Consider the following 26,100-nt stretch of genomic DNA (forward strand, 5'->3'; position numbering starts at 1 on the left):
CCCGACGCTCTTCCGCTCTGCCCCCACGCCCCGCTCGGGGGCGCGCCCCCGAACCCCCCGCGTGTGGTTGCGTTGGTCGCGTAAGGGGGCACCGGAGGGCGAAGCGTCTGATGTGACATCTTGGGTGAACCTGTCGCGCCCGGCCTTCCGATCATGGACAATCAGGGCTCGTTGATCACCTGATCCACTGGGGTTCCCTTGTCCTCCTTGGCCGTCTGGCTCGCCGCTGCCGTGGTGCTCGTCCTCGCGGGCGGTGGTGTCGTCTTGCTTCCGCGGTGGCGCGACCGGCGCCGCTCCACCGGCACCGCTTGGTCGTCGGCGCGGGCGGCTGTCGCCAGGGCGCAGATCAGTCGTGATGCCGCCCGGACCGACGTCGAAGAGGCCGAACACCTCCTCGCCAAGGCGGAGCGCCTGCTCGCCGACGGTGGCGGCACCGGCGCGGCCGAGACCGCCGAGCACGCCGCCCGCCGGGCCGATCAGCTGTGGCGCGACGCGTGAAGCGCGGGCTCGAATGGCTGCGCTGGGGCTGCCTCGCCGCCGCGATCGGCGTTCTCGTCGTCTTCCTCGTTGCCCAGGGGCAGGCCTTCGACGTCAGCTACGGGCAGTCGCCGACGCACACCGAACCCATCCGTGAGGGCGAGGCCGGCGAGCTCAGCGACACCACCGTCCCCTCCGTGGAGGAGATGACCGCGCTCGTCGCCGCCAACCCGGTCACCCGCCTGCCCGGTTCGATCGCGCGGTGGGACGAACAGCAGGTCCGCGCGGCGATCGGCGGCACCGACGTCCGCATCCTCGTCGCCCCGCCCGGGCTGGACAAGGCCGAGCGCGACCGAGTCCGCGACGTCGAGAACGCGAACATCACGATCATGGGCACCCAGGTCACCGGCGACCCCGGCCAGGTCGTCGCCGACCGGCTCACCGGCTGGCGCGCCCAGTTCGCCGCCGGTGACGTCACCGACCTGCTGCTCTTCCTGATCGCCCACATCCAGGACCGGCCCGAACCACCCGACACCGACACCATCCGGTACCGCCAGCCGACCGCCGCCGAGCTCGAACCCGTCGTCGCGGACCTACGCGCCACCGGCGTGCACGGCATGACCGACATCCCCTCCGCGGCCGACGCCTTCCCGAACGGCGCGCTGTTCGTCGTCCTCCCGCGGCAGCAGGCCGGGCAGCCCATCCCGGACTACGGCACCGCGCTGACCAGCGTCTTCCCGGGCAAGCCGATCGTCGTCATGGTCGGCGAGTGGGTCGAGTACCACGGGCCGCAGGCCGCCGACTTCGCCGAGGTCGCGGCGGCCAGCTTCTACGGCCAGTACAGCGACCGGCTCAGCCTCTACGCCTACCCGCAGCGCAACATCCTCGGCGCCTACCTCGACCGCGTCACCGACGTCCGCTACGCGGGCCTGTTCGACCGCCCCCTGCCGTACCAGCCGTTCGACCCCGTCCGGGTCGCGCTGCCCGCGCTGCCGTGGATCTTCGCGGCCTGCGCGGTGGTCTTCCTGGTCCTGACGGCGCGGGCGGTGCGCACGGCCGCGCAACGGCGGTCGGGCGCGAGTGTGCGGATGGCCGGCCTCACCGCGCTGGCCATCGAGGTCTCCGGCCTCACCGGTGACACCACCGACCCCGCGCTGACCAGGGCGATCGCCACCCTCCAGTCCGCGCGGGAAGCCGTCGCCCAGAAGCTGCCGGACCAGCACGTCGCCGCGCTCCTCGACGACGCCGAGGCCGAACTCGACCACGTGGCGAAGACCCTGAAGCGCCGGGAGTACCGGCCCGTTGTCTACCTCCGGGGCAGGCTGGCATGACGAAGTTCTTCCGCAGCACCTTCGGCATCGCCACCGTCGTCTGCTTCGCCTTCGCGCTCTGGGCACTGTGGACCGGCGGGATCTTCGACGGCGACATGGCCCGCGACGTGCGCACGTCCTCGGTGTACGTCGCGGACGGGGTGGACCTCGACGAGGCCGCGGCCGAACGGGTCATCGGCAACCGGCGGCTCGTCGTCATCCTCGACGAACCCGGCGCGGACCTCCGCGACGGCTGTGACGACGTCGAGCGCGCCGCCGACGGCAACCTCGTCCTGCTGCTCAGCCAGGACGGCGACGAGTACGACACCTACGGCTGCGCGCTCCTGCCCGACCGCGACGACGAAAACTTCGGCAAGGCCTTCGTGGCCGAACAGATCATCAAGCGCGGCATCGACCAGTTCGCCGACCGGCCACTGGAGGCGATCAAGGTCGCCGCGGTGAACTACGACCTGCTCGTCCGCGCCGGCACCGTCCCGGACGGCGCGCGTGAGGTCAGCGCGCCGCTGCCGCGGTTCCTCATCGCCGGAGCCGCGGTGCTGGCCGTCGTCCTCGGCGCGGTCGGTCTCAACCTCGCGGCCCGGCGCGCCGCCCGGCTCGCGATCCGCGTGCAGGAACAGCGGACGGCGGAAGGCGACGCCCGCAGCAGGCTCAACGCCGGAGCCGCGGTGCTGGCCCAGCAGATCATCGACCTCGACGGACGGCACCCCGCCTCGATCATCAACGACTACGTGCGGTTGCTGGACGACATCCCGGACGCCCGCACCGAGGCGGACTACAACGCGCTGGCCAAGCGGGTCGACGCGCTGAGCGAACGCTGCCGCCGCGTCACGTAGAGTTGCGGCAATGGCAGGCAGAGGCACGAAGCGGCGCGGCGCCGCCCGACCGGTTCCAGGCCGCTACCCGGTCCGCTTCGGACTCGCCGAGTTGCTCGCCGACGCCGACCGCCCCAACGCCTGGCTCCTGACCGTCGACGAGGTCGCGCAGTCCTATGTGGACCTGGACGATCCGACGCACCTGGAGTTCGAGTACGTGCGGCGCATCGGCGACGTGATCGACTGCCTCGCCGGCGGCCCGCTGGAGGCGCTGCACCTCGGCGGCGCGGGCTGCACCGTGCCGCGCTACATCGCGGCCACGCGGCCCGGCTCGCGGCAGCTCGTCTTCGACGCCGACGAGCCGCTCATCGACCTCGTCCGCGAACAGCTCGACCTGCGCGCGGTCCCGAACCTGCGGGTGCGCATCTCCGACGGCCGCGAGGGCGTCGCAACGCGCCGCGACGACTCGGCCGACCTGGTCGTCGCGGACGTCTTCCAGCGCGCGAAGATGCCGGGCGACGTGGCGACCCTGGAGTTCACCACCGACGTCGCGCGGGTGCTGCGGCCGGCGGGCACGTACCTGATCAACGTCGCCGACGGGCCGGGCCTGAAGTTCGCCCGCCGCGTCGTCGCCACCATCGGCGCCGTGTTCCCGCACGTCGTGATGCTCGCCGACTCCGGGGTGCTGCGCGGGCGGCGGTTCGGCAACGTCGTGCTGGTCGCCTCGCGCGCGGACCTGCCCGTCGACGAGATCACCCGCCGCGCCGCGTCCGCGGCCTTCCCGGCCCGCGTCACCAGCGGCGAGGAGCTGGACCGGTTCCGCGGCAACGCGAAACCGATCCACGACGACGAGGCGCTGGACACCCCGCGTCCGCCGTGGAACGTCTTCGGCCTGCCGCCTAGGACCTGATCTCGGCCAGGTGGTTGTAGGCCGACGCGCGGGAGATCCCCATCGCGGCGGCCACCTCCGGCACGGCCTTCTGCAGCGCGAACAGCCCGCGCTCGTCGAGGGCCCGGAACAGGTCCAGCCGCTCGGCGCGCGTCATGCGGCTCACCGGACGGCCGAGCTTCAGCTCCTCCTCGGCCACGACCGCGCGGATCAGCTGCCCGACGTCGTTCGTGAACGTCGTGGTCGCGTCGGGCAGCGCGGTCACCGCCGCCAGCTCGCCGAGCAGCACGGCCGCGTGCCGCAGGTCGGTCACGTCCAGGTTCACGCACAGCGCCCCGAACACCTCGCCGTCGCGGTCGCGCAGCAGCATCGTGGAGGCCTTGATCACGCGCCCGGCCGGGGTGCGCGTCAGGTAGTTGATCTGGTCGCGCGCGTCGCGGCCCTGCTTGAGCAGGCTCAGCCCCAGCTCGCTCATCGAGCCGCCGGGCGCCCGGCCGGTGACTTCGCCCGCGACGGCGACGACGGAGCCCTCCGGCCGCCGGTAGTCGTGCAGGACGACCTCGCAGTTGCCGCCGAAGGTGGCGGCCAGGCCGTCGAGCACGGGTCGGAGCGCGGAGAGCACCGCGTCGGCATCGGTCACCTGGGCATGATGTACAAAACCTGGATCGATTGTCTAGCGCGCCTCGGAGATCAGGATGTCCACGGCCGCGTCGTTGCGGGTCGTCTCCCGCACGATGTCCTCGTCCGGCGGGTAGAAGCCGGGGAACGGGCTCGTCGGGTACATCTCGAAGGTGAACGTCAGGATCTTGTGGGTGCCCCACATCCAGTCGTTGATGTCACCGTCGGTGACGTAGAGATCGCTGGACTGCTGGGCGGTGTACCCGTTGGTCGCCGCCATGCGCTGTCCGACGTCGCGGAAGCGGGCGTTGTCCTCGGCCGTCATGCCCTCGCCGGTGTCCTCCTCGGTGTGCCCGAACGGCCAGAGCACCAGCTCGGAGTAGGTGTGGAAGTCGATGTGCGCCTTGATCCGCTGCTTCCCGCCCGACGCGCGGGAGTCGACGAACCTCGACACGGCCTGCGTCTCCGGCTCGGAGAAGGCCGACGGGCCGCGGTAGGTGTCCGAGGCGGGCCGCGTGCTGGAGCCGTCGCAGCAGCCCCACTTGTAGCCCCAGTTGCGGTTGAGGTCGGTGCCGATCTTGCCGCCGTCCACGGGCCTGCGGTTCTTGCGCCAGTACTTGTAGTCGGTGTCCGAGATGTCGTACTCCGAGCCGTCCGGGTTGACGTTCGGGATCACCCAGATCACGTGGCCGTCGACCAGCGAGCGGATGTGCGGGTCGGTCGCGTAGCCGTCGGTGAAGCGCTGCACGATGTGCAGGCACATCTCGGTGGTCAGGTGCTCGCGGGCGTGCTGGTTGCAGGTGAACAGCACCTCGGGCTCGCCCTCGTCGGCGGCGGCGTTGTCGCTGATCTTCACCAGGTTCAGCTCGCGGCCCTCGTAGGACTTGCCCACGCTGGAGAGCACCGCGATGTCCGGGTGGTTCGCGGTCGCCTTCTGCAGTTCCGTCGTGACCTCGGCGTAGGTGTGGTAGCCCTCGTCGCCGGCCGGGAATTCGGCCGCGACGGCCTGCGCGGGCGCGGTCCCAGCCAGCAGGGCGGCTCCGGTCACCAGGGCGAGCACGCCACCGGCGGCCCGACGTGAATACATTTCGCCTCCGAACGAACACGTAGAGTAGTGCCTTCTACCCTGCTGTAGCGGTGCGCCCGCCACAACCCGGCGGGCGCCGGGTGGTTCACTGATCGGGTTATGCGACGAGTTCTGCCCGCCCTGATCGCGGCCGCCGCGTTGGCCGGTTGTGCCGCCCAGCAGGCTCCGGAGACGCCGCCGTCCCCGAGTGCGCCGGCGACGACCGCCGTGCAGCTGCCGCCGGAGCCCACGCCGGCCCGTGCCGCGCCCTGCCCGTACCTGGAGAACTCGTTCGTCGCGGACGCCAACGGGCAGCGGGTGTCGAAGGTGGAGGTCTCCGCCGACCAGCCGCACCCGACGTGCTTCTTCTACGCGCGCTCCGGGAAGCTCCAACTGACCGTGCGCGTCTACACCGGCGATCCGGCGGTGGCGAAGGCGATCGTCGACCAGGCGGCCCCGGTGGCCACCAGCAACCCCGCGACCGATCCGCCAGGGTGGCAGGGCGGTTACGCAGCGAAACCGGACGGCGCGGTATATGCCGTGGCCAAGGGCGGTACGGCGGTCGTGGTGACCACCGATCAGCAACAGACGGTGAAGGCGAGAACCGTTGCCCGGCAGGCGATCTCGCGGCTTTAAGGCCGCCAGGGTGCAGTGTCAAGTTGATCTTGTATTACCCTGATCGCACCTCGCAGCCGGGGGAGGACCAGCACGCGTTCGGTCGAGACCTGCGGCCGGCGCCGTGCCACGGGCTGCGAGAAGCCCCCCGTGTACCTCGATGTGAAGAAGGACAGACATTCGTGGCTGACACCCTCAAGGAAATCCTGCTCGACTCCAGCAGGCGTCCGGCCGTTGTGACCGACCTGGAGACGCTGGTCGACGAAGAGGTCTCGGACAAGGGCGGCGTGTCCGGCGCCGTCATCAAGACCGGCTTCGCCGCGGTCAAGAAGATCAAGCCGGGCATCATCGGCTCCGCCGTCGACAGCCTGCTCGACGACTTCACCGCCGCGCTCGAGCCGTTCTACGCCGACTTCAAGGGCCAGGGTGGCGGCGACTTCGGCGCCTACCTGTCCAGCCGTGGTGACCAGGCCGCCGACGCGCTGCTGGGCGTGACCGACGCGCGCGCCGCCAAGAGCAGCCGCGACAGCATCAAGAAGGTCTACGAGAAGCTGCGCCCGAACGGCAAGAAGAACGTCGAGGAGGCGCTGCCCCGCCTGGGCAAGCTGATCGACAAGCACGCGGCCGCCGCCTGAGGCAGGCCACGCGCGCGAAGCGGCCGTTTTCCCTTCGGTACCAGTAGGGAAAGCGGCCGTTTTCGCATGTGCGGGCATCCCGCGGACGTCGCCCGCGCAGGCGGAAGCGCCGCTCGGCTCAGAGCCGAGCGGCACCTCCGGTGGAACGTGTCAGTTCTGCTTTTCCGCAGGTGACGGGCTCGGCGCGTGCTGGCCGTTCGCCGTCGACTCCGGGGTGGCCGGCTTCGGCGCGGCGCGCGGCGGCTCGGTGGCCACCGGCGGCTCCTGCTTGTCACGCAGCGCGACCGCGGCGCCCGCCGCGGCCAGGACGCCCAGCACCAGGAAGAGCGGCCACTTGCGGCTCTTCTTCGTGCCCTTGGCGGCCAGCTTCGCCTCCTCCAGCGCGGCCCGGAAGTCCTTCTTCGCCTGCTTGAAGTCCTTCTTGGCCTTGCGCTTCGACTCGCCGGCGGCCTTCGCGGCCTGCACCGCGGCCTTGCGGGCCTTGCGGCCGGGCTTGCGCAGCTCGGCGAGCCGCGCCGCGGCCTCCTTGCGCGCCTGCTTGCTGGCCCTGCTCAGGTCCTTCCGGGCCTGACGGCCCCGCTTGGCGGCTTCCTTGCGCGCCTCCTCGGTGCTCTCGGAAAGCCGTTTCTCGGCCGCATGGGCGGCCTGAGCGGTCACCTCGGCGCCTGCCTTGCCGACCTCGACGGCCCGCTTGCTCAGGCCGAGCAAGCCGGCCTTGACCGACTCACCCACCGAGTCCGCAGCTCGGGTCATGGCCTTTCACCTCGACAATCGTTTCGTCTCACGTTCCATCCCCGTAACCATCCTGCCCGTTTCCGGCCGATCTCGCTGCGGATGGCACGATGAAGCGGTGACCCAGAGCAGTGAATCCCTCGTTGGTGCGAAGGCGACCGCCGTCCTGCACACCAACGCCGGGGACATCCGGATCAACCTTTTCCCTGATCACGCCCCCAAGACGGTGGCCAACTTCGTCGGCCTCGCGGAGGGCACGAAGGAGTACCAGCGCCCGAACGCCAAGGGCGAGAACTCCGGCCCGTTCTACGACGGCGCGATCTTCCACCGCGTCATCTCGGGCTTCATGATCCAGGGCGGCGACCCGACCGGCACCGGCCGCGGCGGCCCCGGCTACCAGTTCGGCGACGAGTTCCACCCCGAACTCCAGTTCGACCGGCCGTACCTGCTGGCGATGGCGAACGCGGGACCGGGCACCAACGGCTCGCAGTTCTTCATCACCGTGGCCAAGACGCCGCACCTGAACTTCAAGCACACGATCTTCGGCGAGGTCGCCGACCAGCAGTCGCGCGACATCGTGGACTCGATCGCGAACACCGCGACCGGCCCGGCGGACAAGCCGCTGCAGGACGTCGTCATCGAGAAGATCGACATCGAACGCGCAGGCTGAGCCAGGGTAGGTTGGAGGCATCGTGAACATGCCTCCCCACCCGCCTGCCTCGCAGCCGCCCCAGCAGTCGGCCCTGCCCGGTTGCTGGTGGCACCCGTCGCGCCCCACCGGGCTCAGCTGTGTCCGGTGTGGCCGTCCGGCGTGCCCGGACTGCCTGCGTGAGGCCTCGGTCGGCTACCAGTGCATCGACTGCGTGCAGACCGGGCGGCGCGAGCAGAACGTCCAGCGCTACACGCCGCGCACGGTCGCCGGCGCCCAGGTTTCGCACCGGCCGGTGGTCACGCCGATCCTCATCGTGCTCAACGTGCTGGCGTACGTGGTCACGGTGTCGCAGGCGGGCAGCCTGACCCGCAACGACACCGCGGCGCTGTTCGGCGACGGGGTGTTGTGGCCGCTGGCGATCGCGGGCGAAGACGAGTGGTGGCGGCTGGTCATGTCCGGCTTCCTGCACTACGGCCCCATCCACCTCGCGGTCAACATGCTCGCCCTGTGGATCCTCGGCCGCGACATGGAGACGCTGCTGGGGCGCGTGCGCTTCACGGCGCTGTACCTGGTGTCGCTGCTGGGCGGCGCGGTGGCGGTGTACCTGTTCGACGGGGTCGACCGGGGCACGGCGGGGGCGTCCGGTGCCATCTACGGGTTGCTGGGCGCGATGCTCGTCGCCGTCATCCGGCTGCGGCTGAACCCGGCGTACGCGATCGGCACGATCGTGCTGAACCTGATCATCACCGTGTCGCTGCCGAACATCTCGTTGCTCGGCCACCTCGGTGGCCTGGTCGTCGGCGCGCTCGTCACGGCGGCGATGGTGTACGCCCCGGCGAAGGGGCGCCAGTACTGGCAGGGCGGCGCGGTGGCGGTGCTGCTGATCGCGTTGCTGGTGCTGGTGTTCGTGCGTGACGCGCAGCTGGCGAGCGTGGTGTGCGGCTACCGTGGTGACGAGCTGTACTGCGGGATCCCCGGCTAGGGCCGCAACGCGGTCAGCGTGTCGAGCACGTCACGCGGGTCGGCGCCGAGTTCGAGCCAGCCGAAGACGAACAGCTGCTCGCCCGCTTCGATTTCCAGCGTCGCCGAGTCGCGGCCGAGGCGGCGCGTGGTGCGCACGCGCGCGGTCACCTCGGGCCAGTGCAGGTCGTGTTTTCCCGTCGTGGTGCGGATCCGCAGCCCACGCGGATCCGCGGTGAGACGGGGGCGGACGAGCAAACCGTGCAGGGACAACGCGGTCAGCGCGATCGCCGCGACGGCGAAGAACACGGTGCCCATGCGGTCGCTCGCCAGTACCGCCGCGGCCGCCGCGAAAACGGCCGCGGCACAACCGGCTCCGACCAGAACGGGTCGCGGAGCCCAGTGCGGAGACGAGTTATCCACAGTGGTTATCCACACTGGGGAAAAGTCACAGTGCTGTAATTAGTGGTCAAGCGGCTGTTCGGGGCAATCGCTGTGATCTTCCGCTCAGCGCCAGCGCATCGTCATGAGCAGACCGACGATCATCAACGCGAAGCCGACCGCGAAGTTGCCGTTGCCGAGGTCCGCCATGAACGGGATCTTGTCGCCCGCGATGTAGTTCACGACGAGCCAGACCAGGCCGAGCAGCATCAGCCCGAACATCACGATCTTGTAGATCAGGCTGGACGGCCCAGCGGCACGCACCTTGACCGGCGTGCGCCGATCGGCCGGCGGCGTGTAAGCCGTCTTCTTGCGGACCTTGGACTTGGGCATCGGAACCTCGCGGTGTTCGGGTTTGGCCAGGTGGTGCGCATCCACCTCCTACCTCACACGTTAACGTAAGCGTCCCCGAGAGAGGAGCGCGCGTGGCAGTCCTCGACGCCCCGCCACCGCAGAAGTCCGGTGGCGGTTTCGCCAGGACCGTGCGGACGATCGGCGAACTGCTGATCACCGCCGGACTCGTCGTGCTCCTGTTCGTGGTCTACGAGCTCTACGTCACGGACCTGTTCTCCGCGCGCAAGCAGGCCAGCGCGACGGTGGCGCTGGACCAGGACTGGGCGCAGGGCCGCACGCTGCACGCCGACCTGATCGACGGCGAGGCGTTCGCGAAGATGTACATCCCGAGCTTCGGCGCGGACTACCACTTCACGATCCAGGAGGGCACCGACGCGAAGGCGCTCGAAGTCGGGCCGGGGCACTACAAGGGCACCGCGCTGCCGGGCGAGCCGGGGAACTTCGCCGTCGCCGGGCACCGCGTGGGCAAGGGCGCCCCGTTCAACGACCTCGACCTGCTCGCTTCGTGCGACGCGATCGTGATCGAGACTCAGAGCGACTTCTTCGTCTACCGCGTCCTGCCGCACTCCGACGAGCTCGCGAACTGGAACGCGGACAAGGCCGCGCGGCCGCAGTGCGCGAACGTCGGCACGCTGCGCACGGACGCGCCGGACGGCGGCCCGTACGGCCGCACCTTCGGCCGGGAGATCGTGCGGCCGGACCAGGGCGAGGTGGTCGCGCCGGTGCCGCACCAGACCACCGACGTGCTGCCGACGGCCCAGCAGGTCGCCCTGCTCACGCTGACCACCTGCCACCCGCGGTTCTCCGACAAGCAGCGGCTGATCGTGCACGCGGTGCTGACCAACCAGTACCCGAAGACCCCGGGTGCCACCTACGAACAGCTGCTGCAGGCGATCGGAGGCGTGTGATGTACGGCTGGATCTGGCGCAAGCTGCCCGGACCGGTCGCGGTCCGGGCTCTGATCGCGCTCGTGCTGGTGCTCGGCGTTATCGCGTTGCTGCTGTTCGTCGTGTTCCCCTGGCTGGAGCCGATGCTCCCGTTCAACCAGGTGTCGGTGAACTAGCCGCGCGAGACGCGGATCATCTCCTCGCGCTCCACGACCTTCACGCGCTCACGGCCCTGCGGCTCGCCCAGGGCGCGTTCGTGCGCGTCCAGCTTGCCCCAGCCTTCCCAGGTGGTGAACGGGACGCCGCGGTCGGCGAGGAACGACGTGATCGCGTCCGGGTCGGCCTGCTTCGGCGCGGTCAGCTGGTCCGCGTCGGCCAGCAGGTTGCGGATCGTCTCGGCCGCGTCGCCCTTGGTGTGGCCGATGAGGCCGACCGGGCCGCGCTTGATCCAGCCGGTCACGTACACGCCCGGCAACTGGTCGCCGTCGATGTCCAGCACCCGGCCGCCCTCGTTCGGGACCGTGCCGCTGTCGTGGTCGAACGGGATCTCCGGCAGCTCGGACGACAGGTAGCCGACCGCGCGGTACACGGCCTGGACGTCCCAGTCGTGGAACTCGCCGGTGCCGCGGACGTTGCCGTCGCCGGTCAGCTCGGTGCGCTCGGTGCGCAGGCCGGTGACCCGGTCGTCGCCGAGGATCTCCGCCGGCGAGTGGAAGAAGTGCAGGTGCAGCCGCTTCGGCCGGTCGCCCTGGTCGCGGATCGCCCACTCCTGGAGCGTCTTGACCACCATGTCGACCTGCTTGGAGGCGCGGATCGCGGCGATCGAGCCGTCGTCGAACTCGATGTCCTCGGGGTAGACGATGACCTCGACGTTCGGCGAGTGGTCCAGCTCGCGCAGCTCGAGCGGGGTGAACTTGGCCTGGGCGGGCCCGCGGCGGCCGAACACGTGCACGTCGGTGACCTTGCTCGACTTCAGGCCCTCGTACACGTTCGGCGGGATGTCGGTGGTCAGCAGCTCGTCCGCGGTCTTCGCGAGCACCCGGGCGACGTCCAGCGCGACGTTGCCGACACCGAGGACGGCGACACTGGTCGCGTCCAGCGGCCAGGTGCGCGGGACGTCCGGGTGGCCGTCGTACCAGGACACGAAGTCCGCGGCGCCGTAGCTGCCGGGCAGGTCGACGCCCGGGATGTTCAGCGCGCGGTCGCTCATCGCGCCGGTGGCGAAGATGACCGCGTCGTAGAACTCGCGCAGGTCGTCCAGCTTGATGTCGGTGCCGTAGTCGACGTTGCCGAGCAGGCGGATGCCGGGCCGGTCGAGCACCTTGTGCAGCGCGGTGACGATGCCCTTGATGCGCGGGTGGTCGGGCGCGACGCCGTACCGGATCAGCCCGAACGGCGCCGGCATGCGTTCGAAGATGTCGATGCTGACGTCGGCGTCGGACTTGTCGAGGATGTCGGCGGCGTAGATGCCGGCGGGGCCGGCGCCCACGATGGCGACGCGAAGAGGACTGCGGCTCACCCTTGCCACGGTAAAGATAGGTGACCCTTACTTTCACTGTGATATGAATTGCGGTCCACATCGTGGACGCCGGTACGCTGGGCGGCATGCGCGTATTGGTCGTCGACAACTACGACAGCTTCGTCTACAACCTGGTCCAGTACCTGGCCCAGCTCGGCAACGAATGCACTGTCTGGCGCAACGACGTCGTCGACCTCGACCGCGTGCCGGAGTTCGACGGGGTGCTCGTCTCGCCCGGCCCGGGCACCCCGGAGCGCGCCGGCCAGAGCATCGACGTCGTGCGCAAGTGTGCCGACACTCACACCCCGATGCTCGGCGTCTGCCTCGGCCACCAGGCGATCGGCGTGGCGTGGGGCGCGACGGTGGACCGCGCGCCGGAGCTGCTGCACGGCAAGACCAGCCAGGTGCACCACGAGGGCAGCGGCGTGCTGGCCGGCCTGCCCGACCCGTTCACCGCGACCCGCTACCACTCGCTGACCGTGCTGCCGGAGACGATCCCGGACTCCTTCGAGGTCACCGCGCGCACCGAGTCCGGTGTGGTGATGGGCATGCGGCACCGCGAGCTGCCGGTCGAGGGCGTGCAGTTCCACCCCGAGTCGGTCCTGACGCAGGGCGGTCACCGGATGCTGGCGAACTGGATGGCGACCGCCGGGCACCCGGTCCAGGCGCCCGTGGTCGACGCGCTGGAGCGTGAGGTCGCGGCGTTGCAGAAGGCCGCCGCTGCGTGATCCGGCTGCTGGGGGTCGGCAAGCGCTACGGTGACGCCCCGGTGCTGACCGGGGTCGACCTCGACGTGCGCCCCGGGACCGTGGTCGGCATCGTCGGCGCCAACGGCTCCGGCAAGTCGACACTCCTGCGGATCCTCGCCGGACTGTCCCGGCCCACGTCCGGCACGGTGACCGGCCGCCCGCGCGTCGGGTACGTGCCCGACCGGTTGCCGGCTTCGACGCGGATGAGCGCGCTCGCCTACCTGCGGCACCTCGGCCGGATCTCCGGAGCATCCGAAGTGGACCCGCGGGCGCTGCTGGACCGGCTGGCGCTGGCCGGTGGCCCGCGCGCCCCGTTGCGGCAGCTGTCGAAGGGCAACGCGCAGAAAGTCGGGCTGGCCCAGGCGTTGCTGACCGAACCGGACCTGCTCGTGCTGGACGAACCGTGGTCCGGGCTCGACCCGGACGCGCACGGCGTGCTGGCCGAGATCATCGCCGAGACCAGCGCCCGCGGGGCGAGCGTGGTGTTCACCGAGCACCGCGACGAGCGCGCCCACGCCCACGCGACCGAGGTCTTCCGCCTGACCGACGGCGTGCTGCGGGTGGTGGACCGGGCCGCACGCGTGGTGCTGCGCGGCTCCGGCTCGGTGGACCTGCCCGGGGTGCTCGCCACCCACCACGACGGCGACCACGTCGAACTGACCGTCGCCGCGGAGAGCGCGGACGAACTGCTGCTCAAGGCGCTGAGCGGCGGCTGGTCGGTGGTGCGGGTCGACACCCCGGAGGCACGCCGGTGATCCGCTACCAGCTCGCGCTGCTCGGGCATTCGCAGCGCTGGCTGCCGCCGTCGCTGGCCTACCTGGTCCTGCTCGCCGTCCTGTACAACGATCCGACGGCGCCGGTTCCGCCGGAGTTCGCCGTCAGCGCGGGCGGTCTCACGGTCGTGGCGTGCTGGCTGACCATCGCGCTGGTGGACGCCGAGGACCCGGTTCAGCGGCTCATCACGCTGGTCCACGCCCGCCGGCTGTCCACTGTGCTCGCCGGGTTCGTGGCCGCGGCCGCGCTCTGCTGCGTGGTGCTCACCGCGGTGTCCCTGGCGTGGGCGGCCCTGGTGCACCACGGTCTGCCCGCCGCCGTCCTGACCGACGGGGTGGTAGCGCACGCGGCCTGCGCGGCGGCCGGAATCGCGCTCGGCTTGCCCTGCTCGCGGCTGCTGCTCCCGCGGATCGGCTACACCGTGCTGGCCGCGCTGGCGCTGCTCGGGGTCGTGCTGCTGGTCCGGTGGGTGCCGGTGGTGAACCCGATGCTGCGCTCCCTGACCGGCGCGGGCTCCCACAGCGGCGCGGTGGCGCTCGGCCTGCTCGGTGGCGCGCTGCTGCTGGTGGCGAGTGCCGCGGCCACGGGCTGGCTCGTGCACCGGCGGGCTTGAGTATCGTGCCGGAACACCGGTTTGGGGGTGTTCGTGGCGTCGGTGATGTTGGTTGAGGACGACGAAGCACTGGCGGAGGCGTTTTCGCTCGCGCTCGGCGGGCTCGGGCACGACGTGGTCGTTGCGGAGTCCGGCGAGAGCGCGCTGGCGGAGTTGTTCGACGGCGCACGCGTGGTCGACCTGATCCTGCTGGACGTCATGCTGCCGGACGTCGACGGTTTCGAGGTCTGCCGTCGCATCCGGGCCCGCAGCCTGGTGCCGGTCATCATGCTGACCGCGCGCGGCGACCCGGTGGACGTCATCGTCGGGCTGGAGGGCGGCGCGGACGACTACGTGGTGAAACCCGTCGAACCGCGGGTCGTCGACGCCCGGATCAAGGCGATCCTGCGGCGCGGTGCCGCGCCGTCCACCCCGAAGTTGCAGGTCGGTCACCTCGAGGTGGACACCGACGGCCTGACGGTGCGGGCCGACGGGGCGGAGCTCAACCTCACCGCCACCGAGCTGAAACTGCTCGTCGAGTTCGCGAACCACCCGGGGCAGGTGCTGAGCAGGCAGATGCTGCTCAAACGGGTCTGGGACTACGGCTACGTGGGCGATTCGCGCATGGTCGACGCCGCCGTGGCCCGGCTGCGGGCGAAGATCGAGAAGGATCCCGCGCATCCCGAGCTGATTCGGACCGTACGCGGCCTCGGGTACCGGCTGACCAGGCCATGAGGCCGCACTTCGGTCTGCGCGCACGCATCGCGGCCGCGGTCGTCGTGGTGACGGTGGCAGCGACGGCGGCGATGGCGCTGGCGGCCTACCAGCTCCAGTCGAACGACACCACGCGGCGCTTCCACTCGGCGTCGCGCGCCGACTTCGCGTCGGATCTCGCCCAGGTGCGGTTCGTCGCTCAGAACTTGTCCACCGACCGGGTGATCGACTACATGTCGCGCGAACACGCGGTCGCGTGGAGCGTGTTCGACTACACCGGCGAGCAGGCGGTACTGCACGGCGCCGAGCCGCCGGTGGCGGTGCCGGGATGGCTGCTGTCCGCCGCTCGCGCGGGGGACGAGCCGCTGGGCACCGAGCCCGAGAACTCACCGTTCCTGGTGCTGGCCGGGTCGCCCGTCAAGCACGTTGTGCTCGTCGAGTACTACACCCTGGACGCGCTGCGGGCGGACCTGTCGAAGTTGCGGCGCAACCTCGCCGGTATGGCGTTGCTGGTGACGGTGCTCGGGATCGCGGGCGGGATGGTGGCCGCCAAGCGGATCCAGCGGCCGGTGCGGGCGGTCGCGAACGCCGCGATCCGGCTGGGCGGGGGTGAGCTCGACACGCGCCTGGTCGTTCGGGGAGGCGACGAGCTCGCGGACCTGGCCGGGTCGTTCAACGCCATGGCCGAGCAGGTCGGGCGGTCGATCGCGGAGCTGCGCGCGAAAGAGGAACAGCAGCGCCGTTTCGTCGCCGACGTCGCACACGACCTGCGCACACCGGTGGCGACGGTGGTCGCCGCCGCCGACGGAGTCGACAGCGAGAACCCGGACGCCCGCCAGCGCGCCGCCCGGCTGCTTTCCGTGCAATCGCGGCGCCTCGCGAACCTCGTCGAGGACCTGCTGGAGATGTCGCGGTTCGACGCGGGTGTGGCCGACTTCCATGCCGGCCCCCTGGACCTGGCCGACCTGTGGGCGGAGGCGATCGACCTGGTCGGTGGCGCTGACGGCACCACCCTTCACACGGTCGGCGACGTGACGGTGTGCGCCGATCCGCGGCGGGTGCACACCATCGCCCGCAACCTCTTGACCAACGCGCTCACCCACGGTGCCGCGCCGATCACCGTCACCATCGACGGAACGCGGCCCGGGGTGGTCACGGCCGAAGTGGCCGACTCCGGTCCGGGTGTTCCCGAGGATCTCCGCGAGCTGGTCTTCGACCGCTTCGCCCGCGGCGACCGGGCGCGCACGGCGACCTCCGGCAGCGGACTCGGACTGGCGATCGCCCAGGAGAACGCCCGCATCCACGGCGGCCGCATCACGGTGTCCGAACAGGACGGTGCGGTGTTCACCGTGGTCTTGCCGCGGGGTCAGTGAAGTCCGAGCGTCGTCTGTCCCGGTGCCAGCGTGTCACCGCACTGCCGCAGGCCCCACGCGTTGATCCGGCTCTCCGTCACCGGGATCGTCTCCCGGGCGTACTCCCGTGCCGCGTCGAGCAGCACCGGGTCGCCGGCCACGTCACGGCGCACGAAGTCGCCGCCGTACTCGGCCGGGAGCGGGTACTCGTAGAGCGGCACGTAGTCGCGTGCGAGTCGTGGATCGCCGGCGAGTCCGGTGACTCCGCCCCAGTACAAGCGGAAGTGCACGAACGTCGGCTGGACCGTCTCGAACACGTGGTCGCGCAGTCCCGCCATGTCCCCGTCGTGGTAGAAGTCCGCGATCTTCGCGTCCACGAGACCGGCCAGGTCGACCACGTGCAACCGGCTGGTCAAGGCCGTGCCCCCCAGGTCGGGTTCGAGCACCGAGCCCTCCTGCACGCCCAGGATGTCCGCGTACTGGTTGAACATCCGCCCGAACCGGTCTGCGATGAAGCACATCGGCAGTGTCGGCGTCCGGCTGAACTTCTCGCCCGCCTCCGCGAGCACCGCACCGGACGGCAGCAGCGTCGCGACGAGCGCGACTGTGATCAGTGCGCGGCCACGCGCTCGCGCGGCTCGGAAGACCTCCACCGTCGTGAGCGCGGCGATCAACGCCAGCAGCGCCCACACGGGTGTGGCGAACCGGAACTGGCCCATCCAGTCCGGTTCGAGCACCGCGTACGCGAGCGACGCGAGACCGAGCGGCACCAGCAACGCGACCAGACCGTCTCGCCACGACGAGGAGCGGGCGAGGGCGAGTCCGATCAGGACGACCAGCACGAGCACGGCCGGCGCCCCGAGGTACTGCACCAGGTCACCGGCGCGGGTCAGCTGCTCGATCTCCGGCACGCCCTGCTTCTTCGCCACGGCGGTGTTCGGCACCATCCGCCCGAACTCGGCGTAACGCCACAGGAGGTACCCGCCGTACGGGACCGCGAACGCCGCTACCGAGACGAGGACGTGCCGGACGCTCGACCACAGCACCGGCCCGCGCAGGTGGATCAGCAACACCAGCGGGTAAACCGCCGCGTAGACCGCGCCCTCCGGCCGGGTCAGGGCCGCCGCCGCAGCGAGTACCCCGGCCGCCGCCGCGACCCCCCGCGTCCGCAACCGCCCGGCCAGGACGGCTCGGAAGACCGTCACCGCGAGCGCGACGACCACCAGCGCGTACAGCGAGTTCTCCAGACCGGAGAACGACCAGATCACGAACGACGGCACGGACGCGAGCGCAACCCCGGCGACCAGGGTCACCACCCAAGGCCGACGCCCCACGACCGTCGCCGCCGAGTGGACCGCGGCGAGGATGCCCGCACAGCACACCAGCGCCAGCGCCTTCGGGAACAGGACGTAGTCCGGGATGCCGAGGATCGCGCCCCGGTCGAACAAGCCGAGCAGCTTGCCGATCGCCAGCAGCGCGGTCCACGTGGGATTCGAGTACCCCTCCACGGCTTCCGCGCCGGGCTGCACAACCGGCCCCAGACCTTCCGCGAAACCGCGGGCGTAGCCGAACGTGATGGCGGCGTCGTCGACGATCCAGTTGCCGTACCGCGCGGCTTGTGCCGCGATCAGGGCGGTCCCACCGGCCACTGCCACGACCGCCTGCCATCGCTTGCCGCTCTCGATCGGCTCGCGCGAGGCGAGATCGGGTTCCCGAATCCGGGCAGGGGGTATCGGCGGAGCGGAGACCATGTCCGCACGCTATTCGCGTTGTGTGCCAGTTCTGTCACAGCCACTCGCTGATCGTGTGCCAAACGAAAGGGCCCGCCTCCCCTGGGGGAAGCGGGCCCTTCGTCACTCACGGGTTTACGGGAATCCGGGGATCCGCGTCGGCGTGGTCGGGGTCGTGCTGTCGTTGCCGCCGCCACCGCCGCTGTTGTCGGAATCCCCGATCAGCAGCGTGATCGTCTCGTTCTTCTTGATCTGGCTGCCCGCCGTCGGCACGCTGCCGGTGACCTTGCCGTCCATGTCCTCGTCGGACAGCTTGTCGGACTGGTAGTTCACCTGGCCGTCCCAGCCGAGCTGCTGCATCCGCTGCAGCGCCTCGTTCTGGGTCAGGCCACGCAGGTCCGGCATCGAGATCCTCTGCTCCGACCCGTTCGACACCGTCAGGGTCACGGTCGAGCCCTCGCGCTGCTGGCCCGCGTTCGGCTTCTGGTTGAGGACCTGGCCCTCCGGCTGGTCGGAGTCGGCCTCCTGCTTGCTGACCCTGAACCCGAGCGCCTCCAGGCCGGCCTTCGCGACGTCGTACTGCTGGCCGGTGTAGTCGGTGACCTCCACCATGTTCGGCGTCTTGCCGATCTTGATGGACACCGTGCTGCCCTGCGCGATCTGCGTGTTCGCGTTCGGGTTCTGGCTCTGGACCTTGCCGTACTGGTCTTCGTCGTTGACGTCGACCTCCTGGACGTTCGGGTCCAGGAGCAGCCCGACCTGGTTGAGCAGGGCCAGGGCCTCCTCCCGGGTCTTGCCGAGCACGCTCGGCACCGCGACGTTCGCCGGCGCGCGTCCGATGTACAGCGTGATCTTCTGGTCGAGCGCGACGCTCACGCCGGCGGCGGGATCGGTGTTGATCGCCTTGCCGATCGCGTCGGCCGAGCAGGTCTCGACGCCGTTGGGCTGGCGCACGCACGGCTTGTCCGCGAGCACGATGTTGGTGAAACCCTTGTCCCGCAACGTCGCCTCGGCCTGCGCCTGCTGCTGGCCGTTGACCTCGGGAATCATCGCGGTCGCCGGCTTCGACTCGAACGCGCCCGCCAGCCACATGATGAACGCGATCAGCCCGAGGGCGATCAACGTGAAGATCACCGCGGCCGTGACACGCCTGCGCTTCCGGCGCTTCTCGTCCTCTTCGACCGCGTCGGGGTCGTAGTCGTAGTCGGCCGCGTGGCCGGGCGCCCCGCCGATCACCTGCGTCCGCTCGTCGGCGGTCATGACCATCGGCGCCGACGGCCGCTGCCCGGACAGCGTCCGCACCAGGTCGGCGCGCATCTCGGCGGCCGACTGGTACCGGTTGGCCGGGCCCTTGGCCAGCGCCTTCAGCACGATCGCGTCCAGCTCCGGCGACACCGCGGGGTTGACCGCCGACGGCGCCTTCGGGTCCTCCCGCACGTGCTGGTAGGCCACCGCGACCGGCGAGTCACCGGTGAACGGCGGCTCGCCGGTGATCAGCTCGAACAGGACGCAGCCCGCGGCGTAGACGTCACTGCGGGCGTCCACACCCTCGCCGCGCGCCTGCTCCGGCGACAGGTACTGGGCCGTGCCGATCACCGCGGCCGTCTGGGTCATCGCGGCCTGGCCGTCGTGCATCGCGCGGGCGATGCCGAAGTCCATCACCTTGACCGCGCCCTGGTCGGTGATCATCACGTTGGCCGGCTTCACGTCCCGGTGCACGATGCCGTGCCGGTGCGAGAAGTCGAGCGCGGCGCAGACGTCGGCCATGACCTCCATGGCCCGCTTCTGCGACAGCGGCCCCTCGGTCTTGACGATGTCCCGCAGCGTCCGGCCGCGGACGTACTCCATCACGATGTAGGGCAGCGGACCGTACTCGGTCTGCGCCTCACCGGTGTCGTACACGGCGACGATCGCCGGGTGGTTCAGCGCCGCGGCGTTCTGCGCCTCGCGGCGGAACCGCTCCTGGAACTGGGGGTCGCGGGCGAGGTCGGCACGCAGGATCTTCACGGCGACCTCGCGGCCCAGCCGGACGTCCGTGCCGTGGTGGACCTCGGACATGCCGCCGTAACCGAGCGTGTCGCCCAGTTCATAGCGGTTGGACAGCATCCTGGGTGCAGTCATCGGAGAAAGCCGTTCCGTTCCGTCCAAGGTGTGCTCATCATGCCTCGTAGGTCGTCTCTTCGGGGGGAGGGAGTTGCCGCGTGCCGGGAACCATGTCGGTCGTGCCGACCTGACCGCCCGGGACCCGGCCGGTTCCGCTGTCGCCGCCCCAGTCGGGCAGGAGCACCAGCAGAACCACCACGATCCCGGCCACCAGAACGGCCAGCAGCACCCACACGGCGATCGGCACCCGCCGCCGTGGTGGCACCGGCATCGGCAGCACCCCGCTCGGGTGCGGCATACCGGGTGGGCTCACCGGCTGCATCGCCGGCTGCGAAACCGGGCCGACGGCAGCCACCGGGCCGACGACCGGGGCATAAGTCTGCACCAGTCCGGACGGCGTCGGTAGCGCGTGCCCGTTGCGGACCGCGGCGATGGCGGCCGCGAACTCGCCGCCGCTGTTGTAGCGCTGCCGCGGGTCCTTGACCAGGGTCGCCTCGATGACCGCGCGGGCGTGCGGTGGCACGTCCGGCGGCAGCGGCGGCGGCAGGTCGCGGATGTGCATCATCGCGACCGTGACCGCGTTCTCGGACAGGAACGGCCGGTGCCCGGCCAGGCACTCGTAACCGCACACGGCCAGCGAGTACACGTCGCTCGCCGGCTCCGCGTCGTGGCCGAGCGCCTGCTCCGGCGCGATGTAGTGGGCGGTGCCCATGACCATGCCGGACCTGGTCACCGGCGCCGCGTCGGCCGCCTTCGCGATGCCGAAGTCGGTGACCTTCACCGTGCCGTTCGGGGTGACCAGGATGTTGCCCGGCTTGACGTCCCGGTGCACCAGACCGCGTTCGTGCGCGGCCTGCAGCGCATTGCCCGCCTGCTCGAGGATGTCCAGCGTCCGGTCGGCCGCCAGCCTGCCCTCGCGCATCAGGATCCCGGCCAGCGGCTCGCCGTCGACGTGCTCCATCACGAGGTAGGCGATCGCGTGCTCGCCCGCCACCGTTTCGCCGTAGTCGTGCACGGCCGCGATGCCGGGGTGGTTCAGCGACGCGGTCGTGCGCGCCTCGGTGCGGAAGCGGTGCAGGAACTCCGCGTCCTGGGAAAGCTCGGCCTTGAGCACCTTCACCGCGACGATCCGGTCCAACCGGGTGTCGCTGGCCTGCCAGACCTCGCCCATCCCGCCGACGGCGATGCGGTGGACGAGACGGTAGCGATCGGCCAGCAGCTGACCGGTGGACAGCATGCGCTACCCACCCCCGAGCTGGGCGTTGATCGCGGCGCGGCCGATCTCGGCCGCCACGGTGCCACCGGTGGCCTCCAGGCCGCGGTTGCCGCCGGACTCGACGATGACCGCGACGGCGATCTGCGGGTCGGCGGCCGGCGCGAACGCGGTGTACCAGGCGTGCGGCGGCGTGGCCTTCGGGTCGGTGCCGTGCTCGGCGGTGCCGGTCTTGGACGCGATCTGGATGTTCGCGCGCTTGCCGCCGCCCTTGGTGTTGGCCTCGGAGGCGATCATCATGTCGCGCAGCACGGCCGCGTTCTCCGCGGACAGCGCCGGCGTGCCGGTCAGCTCCTGCGGCGAGAAGGTCTCCAGGTCGGACAGGTCCGGCGCGAGCAGCTTCTTGATCAGCTGCGGCTTCATGGCCATGCCGCCGTTGGCGATCGTGGCGGACAGCATCAGGTCCTGCAGCGGGGTCAGCCGCACGTCGCGCTGGCCGATGCCGCTCTGGTACAGCGCGGCCTGCGAGTCCATCTCACCGAGGCTGGACGGCGCCACGTTCATCGGGATCGACAGCGGCGTGCCGATGCCGAAGTTGACCGCGATCTGGTTCAGCTTGTCCGCGCCCAGCTGGCCGGCGAACGTCGCGAACGGCACGTTGCAGGAGTGCGCCAGTGCCTCCTTGAACGTGGTGCCGGGGCAGGCCGCGCCGCCGTAGTTCTCCAGCGTGACCCGGGTGCCCGGCAGCTGCACGTTCGGCGCGTTGCTCACCGGGGTGTCGGCGGTGGCGCCGTTCTCCAGCTCGGCGGCCGCGACCAGCAGCTTGAACGTCGAGCCCGGCGGGTAGGTCTGCGAGATCGCCCGGTTGAGCATCGGCTCCTTCGGGTCGTCGGTGAACCGCGTCCACGCCTCCTGCTGGGCCGTGCTGTCGTGCGAGGCCAGCGCGTTCGGGTCGTAGGACGGGGTGGAGACCATCGCGAGGATCTCGCCGGTCTTCGGGTTCATCGCGACCGCGGCGCCGGTGTAGCCCTTCGACGTCATCGCGTTGTACAGCGCCGACTGGACGGCCGGGTTGATCGTCAGCTGCACGTTGCCGCCGCGCGGGTCCCGTCCGGTGACCATGTCCGACAGGCGGCGCACGAACAGCCGCGGGTCCTCGCCGTTGAGGATGTCGTCCTCGGCGCGCTCCAGGCCGCCGGAGCCGTAGCGCACCGAGTAGTAGCCGGTGACCGGCGCGTACATCGGGCCGTCGGTGTAGCGGCGCTCGAACTTCAGCTTGTCGTTCGTCGCCACCACGTCGGCGAGCACCTGGCCGTCGTACTGCGACACGATGCTGCCGCGCTGCCGGGAGTACTGGTCCAGCAGCACCCGCTGGTTGCGCGAGTCGGTGCGGTAGTCGTCGGCCTTCACCACCTGGATGTAGGTGATGTTGACCAGCAGCAGCACCACCATGGTGATCATGGCGATGCCGACGCGGCGCATGGGCTTGTTCATGCCGTCGGTTCCCCTGTCGGATTGCCCCCGGCCGGCGGCCGCTGCACCATCACCGTGTGCGCCTCGGCCAGCGGAGCCTGCTGCTGCGGCTGCTTGGGCCGGGGTTTCTGGGCGGGCCGCCGCGCCGCGTCCGAGATGCGGAGCAGCAGGGCGACCAGGATGTAGTTGGCGAGCAGCGACGAGCCGCCGTAGGACAGGAACGGCGTCGTGATGCCGGTCATCGGGATCAGCTTGGTGACCCCGCCGACGATCACGAACACCTGCATGACGATCGCGAACGACAGGCCGCAGCCGAGCAGCTTGCCGAAGGTGTCCCGCACCGCCAGCGCGCTGCGCATGCCGCGGGTGGCCAGCAGCAGGTAGATCATCAGGATCGCGGCGAGCCCGACGAACCCGAGCTCCTCGCCGAGGCCGGCGGTGATGAAGTCGGTGTTGGACTCCGGCACGATCTCCGGGCGCCCGGCGCCGAGGCCGGTGCCGCCGACGCCGCCGGTGCCGAGGCCGAACAGGCCCTGCGCGATCTGGTAGCCGCCGCCCGGGTCGGAGTAGGTCGCCAGCGGGTCGATCCAGTTCGCCACGCGCTGCTCGACGTGCGTGAACAGCTGGTAGGCGATCAGGCAGCCGACGATGAAGAAGCTCAGCCCGGTGACCACCCAGATCGCGCGCTCGGTGGCGACGTAGAGCATCACCAGCACGATGCCGAACAGCAGCAGCGAGGTGCCCAGGTCCTTCTCGAACACCAGGACCAGCAGGCAGACACCGGCCGCGATGAGCAGCGGGCCCAGGTCACGCGCGCGGGGCAGCTCGACGCCGAACACCTTGCGGCCGGCGATCATGAACAGGTCGCGTTTGGCCACCAGGAAGGACGCGAAGAAGATCATCAACAGGATCTTCGAGAACTCCGCCGGCTGGATGGAGAAGCCCGGCAGCTTCAGCCACACCTTCGCGCCGTTGACCTCGGACAGCGAGCTGGGCAGCACCGCGGGCAGCGCCAGCGCGACCATGCCGACCAGGCCGGCGGTGTAGCCGTAGCGGGTCAGCGTCCGGTGGTCCTTGACCAGGATCAGCACGGCGAGGAACAGCACCAGCGCGAGCGCGGTGAACAAGACCTGCTTCGGCGCGTCCGCGGTGAAGTCCTTGCTGGCCTGCGTCGCCTTCTCGGCGTTGGCCAGGTCGATCCGGTAGATCATCACCAGGCCGAGGCCGTTGAGCAGCGCGACGCACGGCAGGATCAGCGGATCCGCGTACGCCGCCCACTTGCGCACGGCGGCGTGGGCGACCGAGAACAGCCCCAGGTAGGCCAGCCCGTACCAGACGATCGACCAGGAGAGCTCCTGCTCCTGGTTCGCCTGCACGAGCACGAACGCGCACGTCACGATGAACGCGGCGAAACCCAGCATGGCCAGTTCCGTGCCACGCCGGGTCGGCATTTCCCGCGGGGGGTTGGTCGCGTAGATGGAGGCTGCCTGGTCCGACAGCGGTGGCTGGCTCATCAGCCACCGCCACCTGGCACCGTCGTCGTCGCGCAGTCCCTCCCCGCCTGCTGGCTCGTCGATTCGCTCGGCAGCGTCGGCACGCCGGGAATGGTGGTCTGGGTGCAGTCCCGCAGCGTCTTGTAGCGCAGGAAGTTGTCGATGTAGTCGCGCGCGTCGGCCAGGCTGTCCTTCTTCACGCCGTTGCGCACCGCGGCCTGCGCGTCCTGCTGCAGCTGCGGCACGGTCAGCTCGTCGCACACCTGGTCACCGGACGGGCACGAGCCCTCGGCCTGCTGGTGCAGCGGGATGCCGAGGATGCTGCCGGGCACGCCGCGGAAGATCGCGACCTCCGAATTGGCGCCCTCGCCGACGTAGTACTGGCTGAGCACGAAGTAGCGGGTCGCGATCGCGCCCGCGCCCAGCACCACCAGCACCAGCAGGACGCCCACGATCCAGCGCCACTTGCGGCGCTTCTTCGGCTCCTCCGGCGGCGCGATCATCTGCGGCGGCGGAGGCGGCGGCTGGGTCAGCGCGCGTGCCCTGGCCGCGGGGGAGTCGCCCTGGTGGTCGTACTGGTCGCTGCCGTCGCCGGCCGCGCCGCCCACGATCGGGGCGTTTTCGCCGTAGTCGACGTCCACCACGTCCGCGACGATGACCGTCACGTTGTCGGTGCCGCCGCCCTTGAGCGCGAGCTCGATCATCCGGTCGGCGCAGTCCTGCGGGTCCGGGATGCGGATCGCCTCGGCCAGCGTCTCGTCGCTGACCATGCCGGACAGGCCGTCCGAGCACAGCAGGTAGCGGTCGCCCGCGCGGGCCTCGCGCACGGTCAGGCTCGGCTCCACCTCGTGCCCGGTGAGCGCCTTGAGCAGCAGCGAGCGCTGCGGGTGGGTCGCGGCCTGGTCCGCGGTGATGCGGCCCTGTTCGAGCAGCTCGTTGACGAAGCTGTCGTCGCGCGTGATCTGGGTGAGCTGCCCGTTGCGGAACAGGTAGGCGCGCGAGTCGCCGACGTGCACCATGCCGAGGCGCGAACCGGAGAACAGCATCGCGGTGAGCGTGGTGCCCATCCCGTCGAGGTCCGGGTCGTTCGCCACCAGTTCGCTGATGGCCGCGTTGCCGCCGGCCACCGCGTCTCTCAGCATGGTCAGCAGGTCGTCGCCGGGCTCGTCGTCGTCGAGCGGGGCGAGCGAGGCGATCACGACCTTGCTGGCCACCTCACCCGCGGCATGGCCACCCATGCCGTCGGCGAGTGCGAGCAGGCGGGGGCCCGCGTACACCGAGTCCTGGTTGCTGGACCGCACCAGGCCACGGTCGCTGCGGGCCGCGTAGCGAAGAACGAGTGTCATGGGCGAAGCTCGATCACCGTCTTGCCGATCCGGATGGGGACACCGAGTGGAACTCGGAGGGGTGCAGTGACCTTAGCCCGGTCCAGATAAGTCCCGTTGGTCGATCCCAGATCTTCCACGTACCAGTCCGTGCCGCGCAGCGACAGCCGGGCGTGCCGGGTCGAGGCGTAGTCGTCGTCCAGCACCAGGGTGGAGTCGTCGGCCCGGCCGAGCGTGATCGGCCTGCCGTCGAGGGTGATCCGCGTGCCGGCCAGCGCCCCGTGGGTGACGAGCAGCTGGCGGGGCGTCTTGGCGTTGCCCCGCGGCTTCTTCTGCTCCTTGGCGCGGCGTAACCCGGGCATCGCGACCTTCAGGCCCGACGCCGCGTACAGGTCCGAGCGCACCACCCGAAGGGCAGCCAGCACGAACAGCCAGAGCAGCACGAGAAAGCCCACTCTGGTGAGTTGAACGACCAGCTCCGGCACGTGTCTCCGCCTTCTGTTCTCCCGACCGTGGCACGCGTGCGCCGCGGCGTCCCGCAGGGGTCATTCTGCGGGACACGGGATTTCGGGTGCGAACCCGGTCAGGCGCAGG

At 70.6% G+C, this 26,100-nt stretch carries 28 protein-coding genes; 15 read left to right on the top strand and 13 right to left on the bottom strand.

All coding sequences use genetic code 11. The features are described from left to right. Positions 1-207 precede the first annotated feature (207 nt). Genes ABZ215_RS27460 through ABZ215_RS27475 form a run of 4 tightly spaced genes read left to right on the top strand, consistent with a single transcriptional unit; the run spans position 208 to position 3,530 of the window. Positions 208-498 (top strand): DUF6403 family protein, encoded by a 291-nt coding sequence (locus ABZ215_RS27460; RefSeq protein WP_020416247.1) that lies wholly within the window; start codon positions 208-210, stop codon positions 496-498. Beyond that, complete coding sequence (locus ABZ215_RS27465) at positions 495-1,808, top strand: hypothetical protein (RefSeq protein WP_354952704.1); 1,314 nt, start codon at positions 495-497, stop codon at positions 1,806-1,808. Before ABZ215_RS27460 ends, ABZ215_RS27465 begins: the two co-directional genes overlap by 4 nt. Continuing rightward, the gene (locus tag ABZ215_RS27470; protein ID WP_354952706.1) at positions 1,805-2,641 is read left to right on the top strand and encodes a hypothetical protein; all 837 of its coding nucleotides are present in this window, start codon (positions 1,805-1,807) and stop codon (positions 2,639-2,641) included. The genes ABZ215_RS27465 and ABZ215_RS27470 overlap by 4 nt, the downstream gene beginning before the upstream one ends. A gap of 10 nt (positions 2,642-2,651) precedes the next feature. Continuing rightward, positions 2,652-3,530: a fused MFS/spermidine synthase gene (locus tag ABZ215_RS27475; RefSeq protein WP_020416250.1), complete on the top strand. Its 879-nt coding sequence runs from the start codon at positions 2,652-2,654 to the stop codon at positions 3,528-3,530. Here ABZ215_RS27475 and ABZ215_RS27480 read toward each other — a convergent pair. Further along, on the bottom strand, positions 3,520-4,149 hold the full coding sequence (locus tag ABZ215_RS27480) for a helix-turn-helix transcriptional regulator (RefSeq protein ID WP_354952708.1): 630 nt from the start codon (positions 4,147-4,149) through the stop codon (positions 3,520-3,522). The genes ABZ215_RS27475 and ABZ215_RS27480 overlap by 11 nt on opposite strands. 33 nt (positions 4,150-4,182) lie before the next feature. After that, complete coding sequence (locus ABZ215_RS27485) at positions 4,183-5,214, bottom strand: M14 family metallopeptidase (RefSeq protein WP_235716043.1); 1,032 nt, start codon at positions 5,212-5,214, stop codon at positions 4,183-4,185. A 99-nt stretch (positions 5,215-5,313) separates the two neighbouring features. Between ABZ215_RS27485 and ABZ215_RS27490 the strand changes: the two genes are divergently transcribed. Continuing rightward, complete coding sequence (locus ABZ215_RS27490) at positions 5,314-5,829, top strand: DUF2020 domain-containing protein (RefSeq protein ID WP_020416253.1); 516 nt, start codon at positions 5,314-5,316, stop codon at positions 5,827-5,829. Between the two features lie 161 nt (positions 5,830-5,990). Beyond that, positions 5,991-6,443, top strand: a complete 453-nt coding sequence (locus ABZ215_RS27495; RefSeq protein ID WP_027935584.1) for a hypothetical protein — start codon at positions 5,991-5,993, stop codon at positions 6,441-6,443. A gap of 150 nt (positions 6,444-6,593) precedes the next feature. Here ABZ215_RS27495 and ABZ215_RS27500 read toward each other — a convergent pair whose 3' ends face one another. Beyond that, positions 6,594-7,196 (bottom strand): hypothetical protein, encoded by a 603-nt coding sequence (locus ABZ215_RS27500; protein ID WP_354952710.1) that lies wholly within the window; start codon positions 7,194-7,196, stop codon positions 6,594-6,596. Positions 7,197-7,293: 97 nt separating this feature from the next. Here ABZ215_RS27500 and ABZ215_RS27505 point away from each other — a divergent pair, with 97 nt between their 5' ends. Together ABZ215_RS27505 and ABZ215_RS27510 are read left to right on the top strand one after the other, a co-directional pair. Then, a complete protein-coding gene (locus ABZ215_RS27505; protein ID WP_354952712.1) occupies positions 7,294-7,845 on the top strand; it encodes a peptidylprolyl isomerase in 552 nt (183 codons plus the stop codon). Between the two features lie 22 nt (positions 7,846-7,867). After that, the gene (locus ABZ215_RS27510) at positions 7,868-8,809 is read left to right on the top strand and encodes a rhomboid family intramembrane serine protease (protein WP_354952714.1); all 942 of its coding nucleotides are present in this window, start codon (positions 7,868-7,870) and stop codon (positions 8,807-8,809) included. On the opposite strand, the gene ABZ215_RS27515 is transcribed toward ABZ215_RS27510, so the two are convergent. Together ABZ215_RS27515 and crgA are read right to left on the bottom strand one after the other, a co-directional pair. Beyond that, positions 8,806-9,105 carry a PH domain-containing protein gene (locus tag ABZ215_RS27515; RefSeq protein ID WP_020416257.1) on the bottom strand — a complete coding sequence of 100 codons (300 nt, stop codon included), beginning with the start codon at positions 9,103-9,105 and terminating at the stop codon, positions 8,806-8,808. The genes ABZ215_RS27510 and ABZ215_RS27515 overlap by 4 nt on opposite strands. 189 nt (positions 9,106-9,294) lie before the next feature. Continuing rightward, entirely contained in the window at positions 9,295-9,561 is a 267-nt protein-coding gene (gene crgA / locus ABZ215_RS27520) for a cell division protein CrgA (protein ID WP_027935586.1), read from the bottom strand. Between the two features lie 92 nt (positions 9,562-9,653). On the opposite strand from crgA, the gene ABZ215_RS27525 reads away from it, so the two are divergent. Together ABZ215_RS27525 and ABZ215_RS27530 are read left to right on the top strand one after the other, a co-directional pair. Beyond that, a complete protein-coding gene (locus tag ABZ215_RS27525; protein ID WP_354952716.1) occupies positions 9,654-10,490 on the top strand; it encodes a class E sortase in 837 nt (278 codons plus the stop codon). Continuing rightward, positions 10,490-10,645, top strand: coding sequence for a hypothetical protein (locus ABZ215_RS27530; RefSeq protein WP_020416260.1), 156 nt, complete (start codon positions 10,490-10,492; stop codon positions 10,643-10,645). The genes ABZ215_RS27525 and ABZ215_RS27530 overlap by 1 nt, the downstream gene beginning before the upstream one ends. Here the strand turns inward: ABZ215_RS27530 and ABZ215_RS27535 are convergent. Continuing rightward, positions 10,642-11,958 carry an FAD-dependent oxidoreductase gene (locus ABZ215_RS27535; protein WP_354952748.1) on the bottom strand — a complete coding sequence of 439 codons (1,317 nt, stop codon included), beginning with the start codon at positions 11,956-11,958 and terminating at the stop codon, positions 10,642-10,644. The two genes, ABZ215_RS27530 and ABZ215_RS27535, sit on opposite strands and share 4 nt — an antisense overlap. Positions 11,959-12,074: 116 nt before the next feature. On the opposite strand from ABZ215_RS27535, the gene ABZ215_RS27540 reads away from it, so the two are divergent. Genes ABZ215_RS27540 through ABZ215_RS27560 form a run of 5 tightly spaced genes read left to right on the top strand, consistent with a single transcriptional unit; the run spans position 12,075 to position 16,190 of the window. Further along, positions 12,075-12,716 carry an aminodeoxychorismate/anthranilate synthase component II gene (locus tag ABZ215_RS27540; protein WP_027935587.1) on the top strand — a complete coding sequence of 214 codons (642 nt, stop codon included), beginning with the start codon at positions 12,075-12,077 and terminating at the stop codon, positions 12,714-12,716. Beyond that, positions 12,713-13,492 (top strand): ATP-binding cassette domain-containing protein, encoded by a 780-nt coding sequence (locus ABZ215_RS27545; RefSeq protein WP_354952718.1) that lies wholly within the window; start codon positions 12,713-12,715, stop codon positions 13,490-13,492. The genes ABZ215_RS27540 and ABZ215_RS27545 overlap by 4 nt, the downstream gene beginning before the upstream one ends. Next, positions 13,489-14,124, top strand: coding sequence for a hypothetical protein (locus tag ABZ215_RS27550; protein ID WP_354952720.1), 636 nt, complete (start codon positions 13,489-13,491; stop codon positions 14,122-14,124). Before ABZ215_RS27545 ends, ABZ215_RS27550 begins: the two co-directional genes overlap by 4 nt. A gap of 33 nt (positions 14,125-14,157) precedes the next feature. After that, complete coding sequence (locus ABZ215_RS27555) at positions 14,158-14,838, top strand: response regulator transcription factor (RefSeq protein ID WP_157358391.1); 681 nt, start codon at positions 14,158-14,160, stop codon at positions 14,836-14,838. Further along, on the top strand, positions 14,835-16,190 hold the full coding sequence (locus ABZ215_RS27560; RefSeq protein ID WP_354952722.1) for a HAMP domain-containing sensor histidine kinase: 1,356 nt from the start codon (positions 14,835-14,837) through the stop codon (positions 16,188-16,190). Before ABZ215_RS27555 ends, ABZ215_RS27560 begins: the two co-directional genes overlap by 4 nt. Here the strand turns inward: ABZ215_RS27560 and ABZ215_RS27565 are convergent. From ABZ215_RS27565 to ABZ215_RS27595, 7 genes are all read right to left on the bottom strand, one after another. Next, positions 16,184-17,920: a hypothetical protein gene (locus ABZ215_RS27565; protein WP_354952724.1), complete on the bottom strand. Its 1,737-nt coding sequence runs from the start codon at positions 17,918-17,920 to the stop codon at positions 16,184-16,186. The two genes, ABZ215_RS27560 and ABZ215_RS27565, sit on opposite strands and share 7 nt — an antisense overlap. Positions 17,921-18,034: 114 nt before the next feature. Further along, complete coding sequence (gene pknB / locus ABZ215_RS27570) at positions 18,035-20,020, bottom strand: Stk1 family PASTA domain-containing Ser/Thr kinase (RefSeq protein ID WP_354952726.1); 1,986 nt, start codon at positions 20,018-20,020, stop codon at positions 18,035-18,037. A gap of 37 nt (positions 20,021-20,057) precedes the next feature. Next, a complete protein-coding gene (locus ABZ215_RS27575) occupies positions 20,058-21,239 on the bottom strand; it encodes a serine/threonine-protein kinase (RefSeq protein WP_020416269.1) in 1,182 nt (393 codons plus the stop codon). Between the two features lie 3 nt (positions 21,240-21,242). Further along, positions 21,243-22,709, bottom strand: coding sequence for a penicillin-binding protein 2 (locus tag ABZ215_RS27580; RefSeq protein WP_020416270.1), 1,467 nt, complete (start codon positions 22,707-22,709; stop codon positions 21,243-21,245). After that, positions 22,706-24,202, bottom strand: coding sequence for an FtsW/RodA/SpoVE family cell cycle protein (locus ABZ215_RS27585; protein ID WP_020416271.1), 1,497 nt, complete (start codon positions 24,200-24,202; stop codon positions 22,706-22,708). The genes ABZ215_RS27580 and ABZ215_RS27585 overlap by 4 nt, the downstream gene beginning before the upstream one ends. Continuing rightward, a complete protein-coding gene (locus ABZ215_RS27590; protein WP_020416272.1) occupies positions 24,202-25,527 on the bottom strand; it encodes a PP2C family serine/threonine-protein phosphatase in 1,326 nt (441 codons plus the stop codon). The genes ABZ215_RS27585 and ABZ215_RS27590 overlap by 1 nt, the downstream gene beginning before the upstream one ends. Then, a complete protein-coding gene (locus tag ABZ215_RS27595; protein ID WP_026153666.1) occupies positions 25,524-25,991 on the bottom strand; it encodes an FHA domain-containing protein in 468 nt (155 codons plus the stop codon). The genes ABZ215_RS27590 and ABZ215_RS27595 overlap by 4 nt, the downstream gene beginning before the upstream one ends. Between the last annotated feature and the right edge of the window lie 109 nt (positions 25,992-26,100).

Origin of the sequence: Amycolatopsis sp. NPDC006131 (genome assembly GCF_040614175.1) — a bacterium.
Lineage (GTDB): Bacteria > Actinomycetota > Actinomycetes > Mycobacteriales > Pseudonocardiaceae > Amycolatopsis_E > Amycolatopsis_E tucumanensis.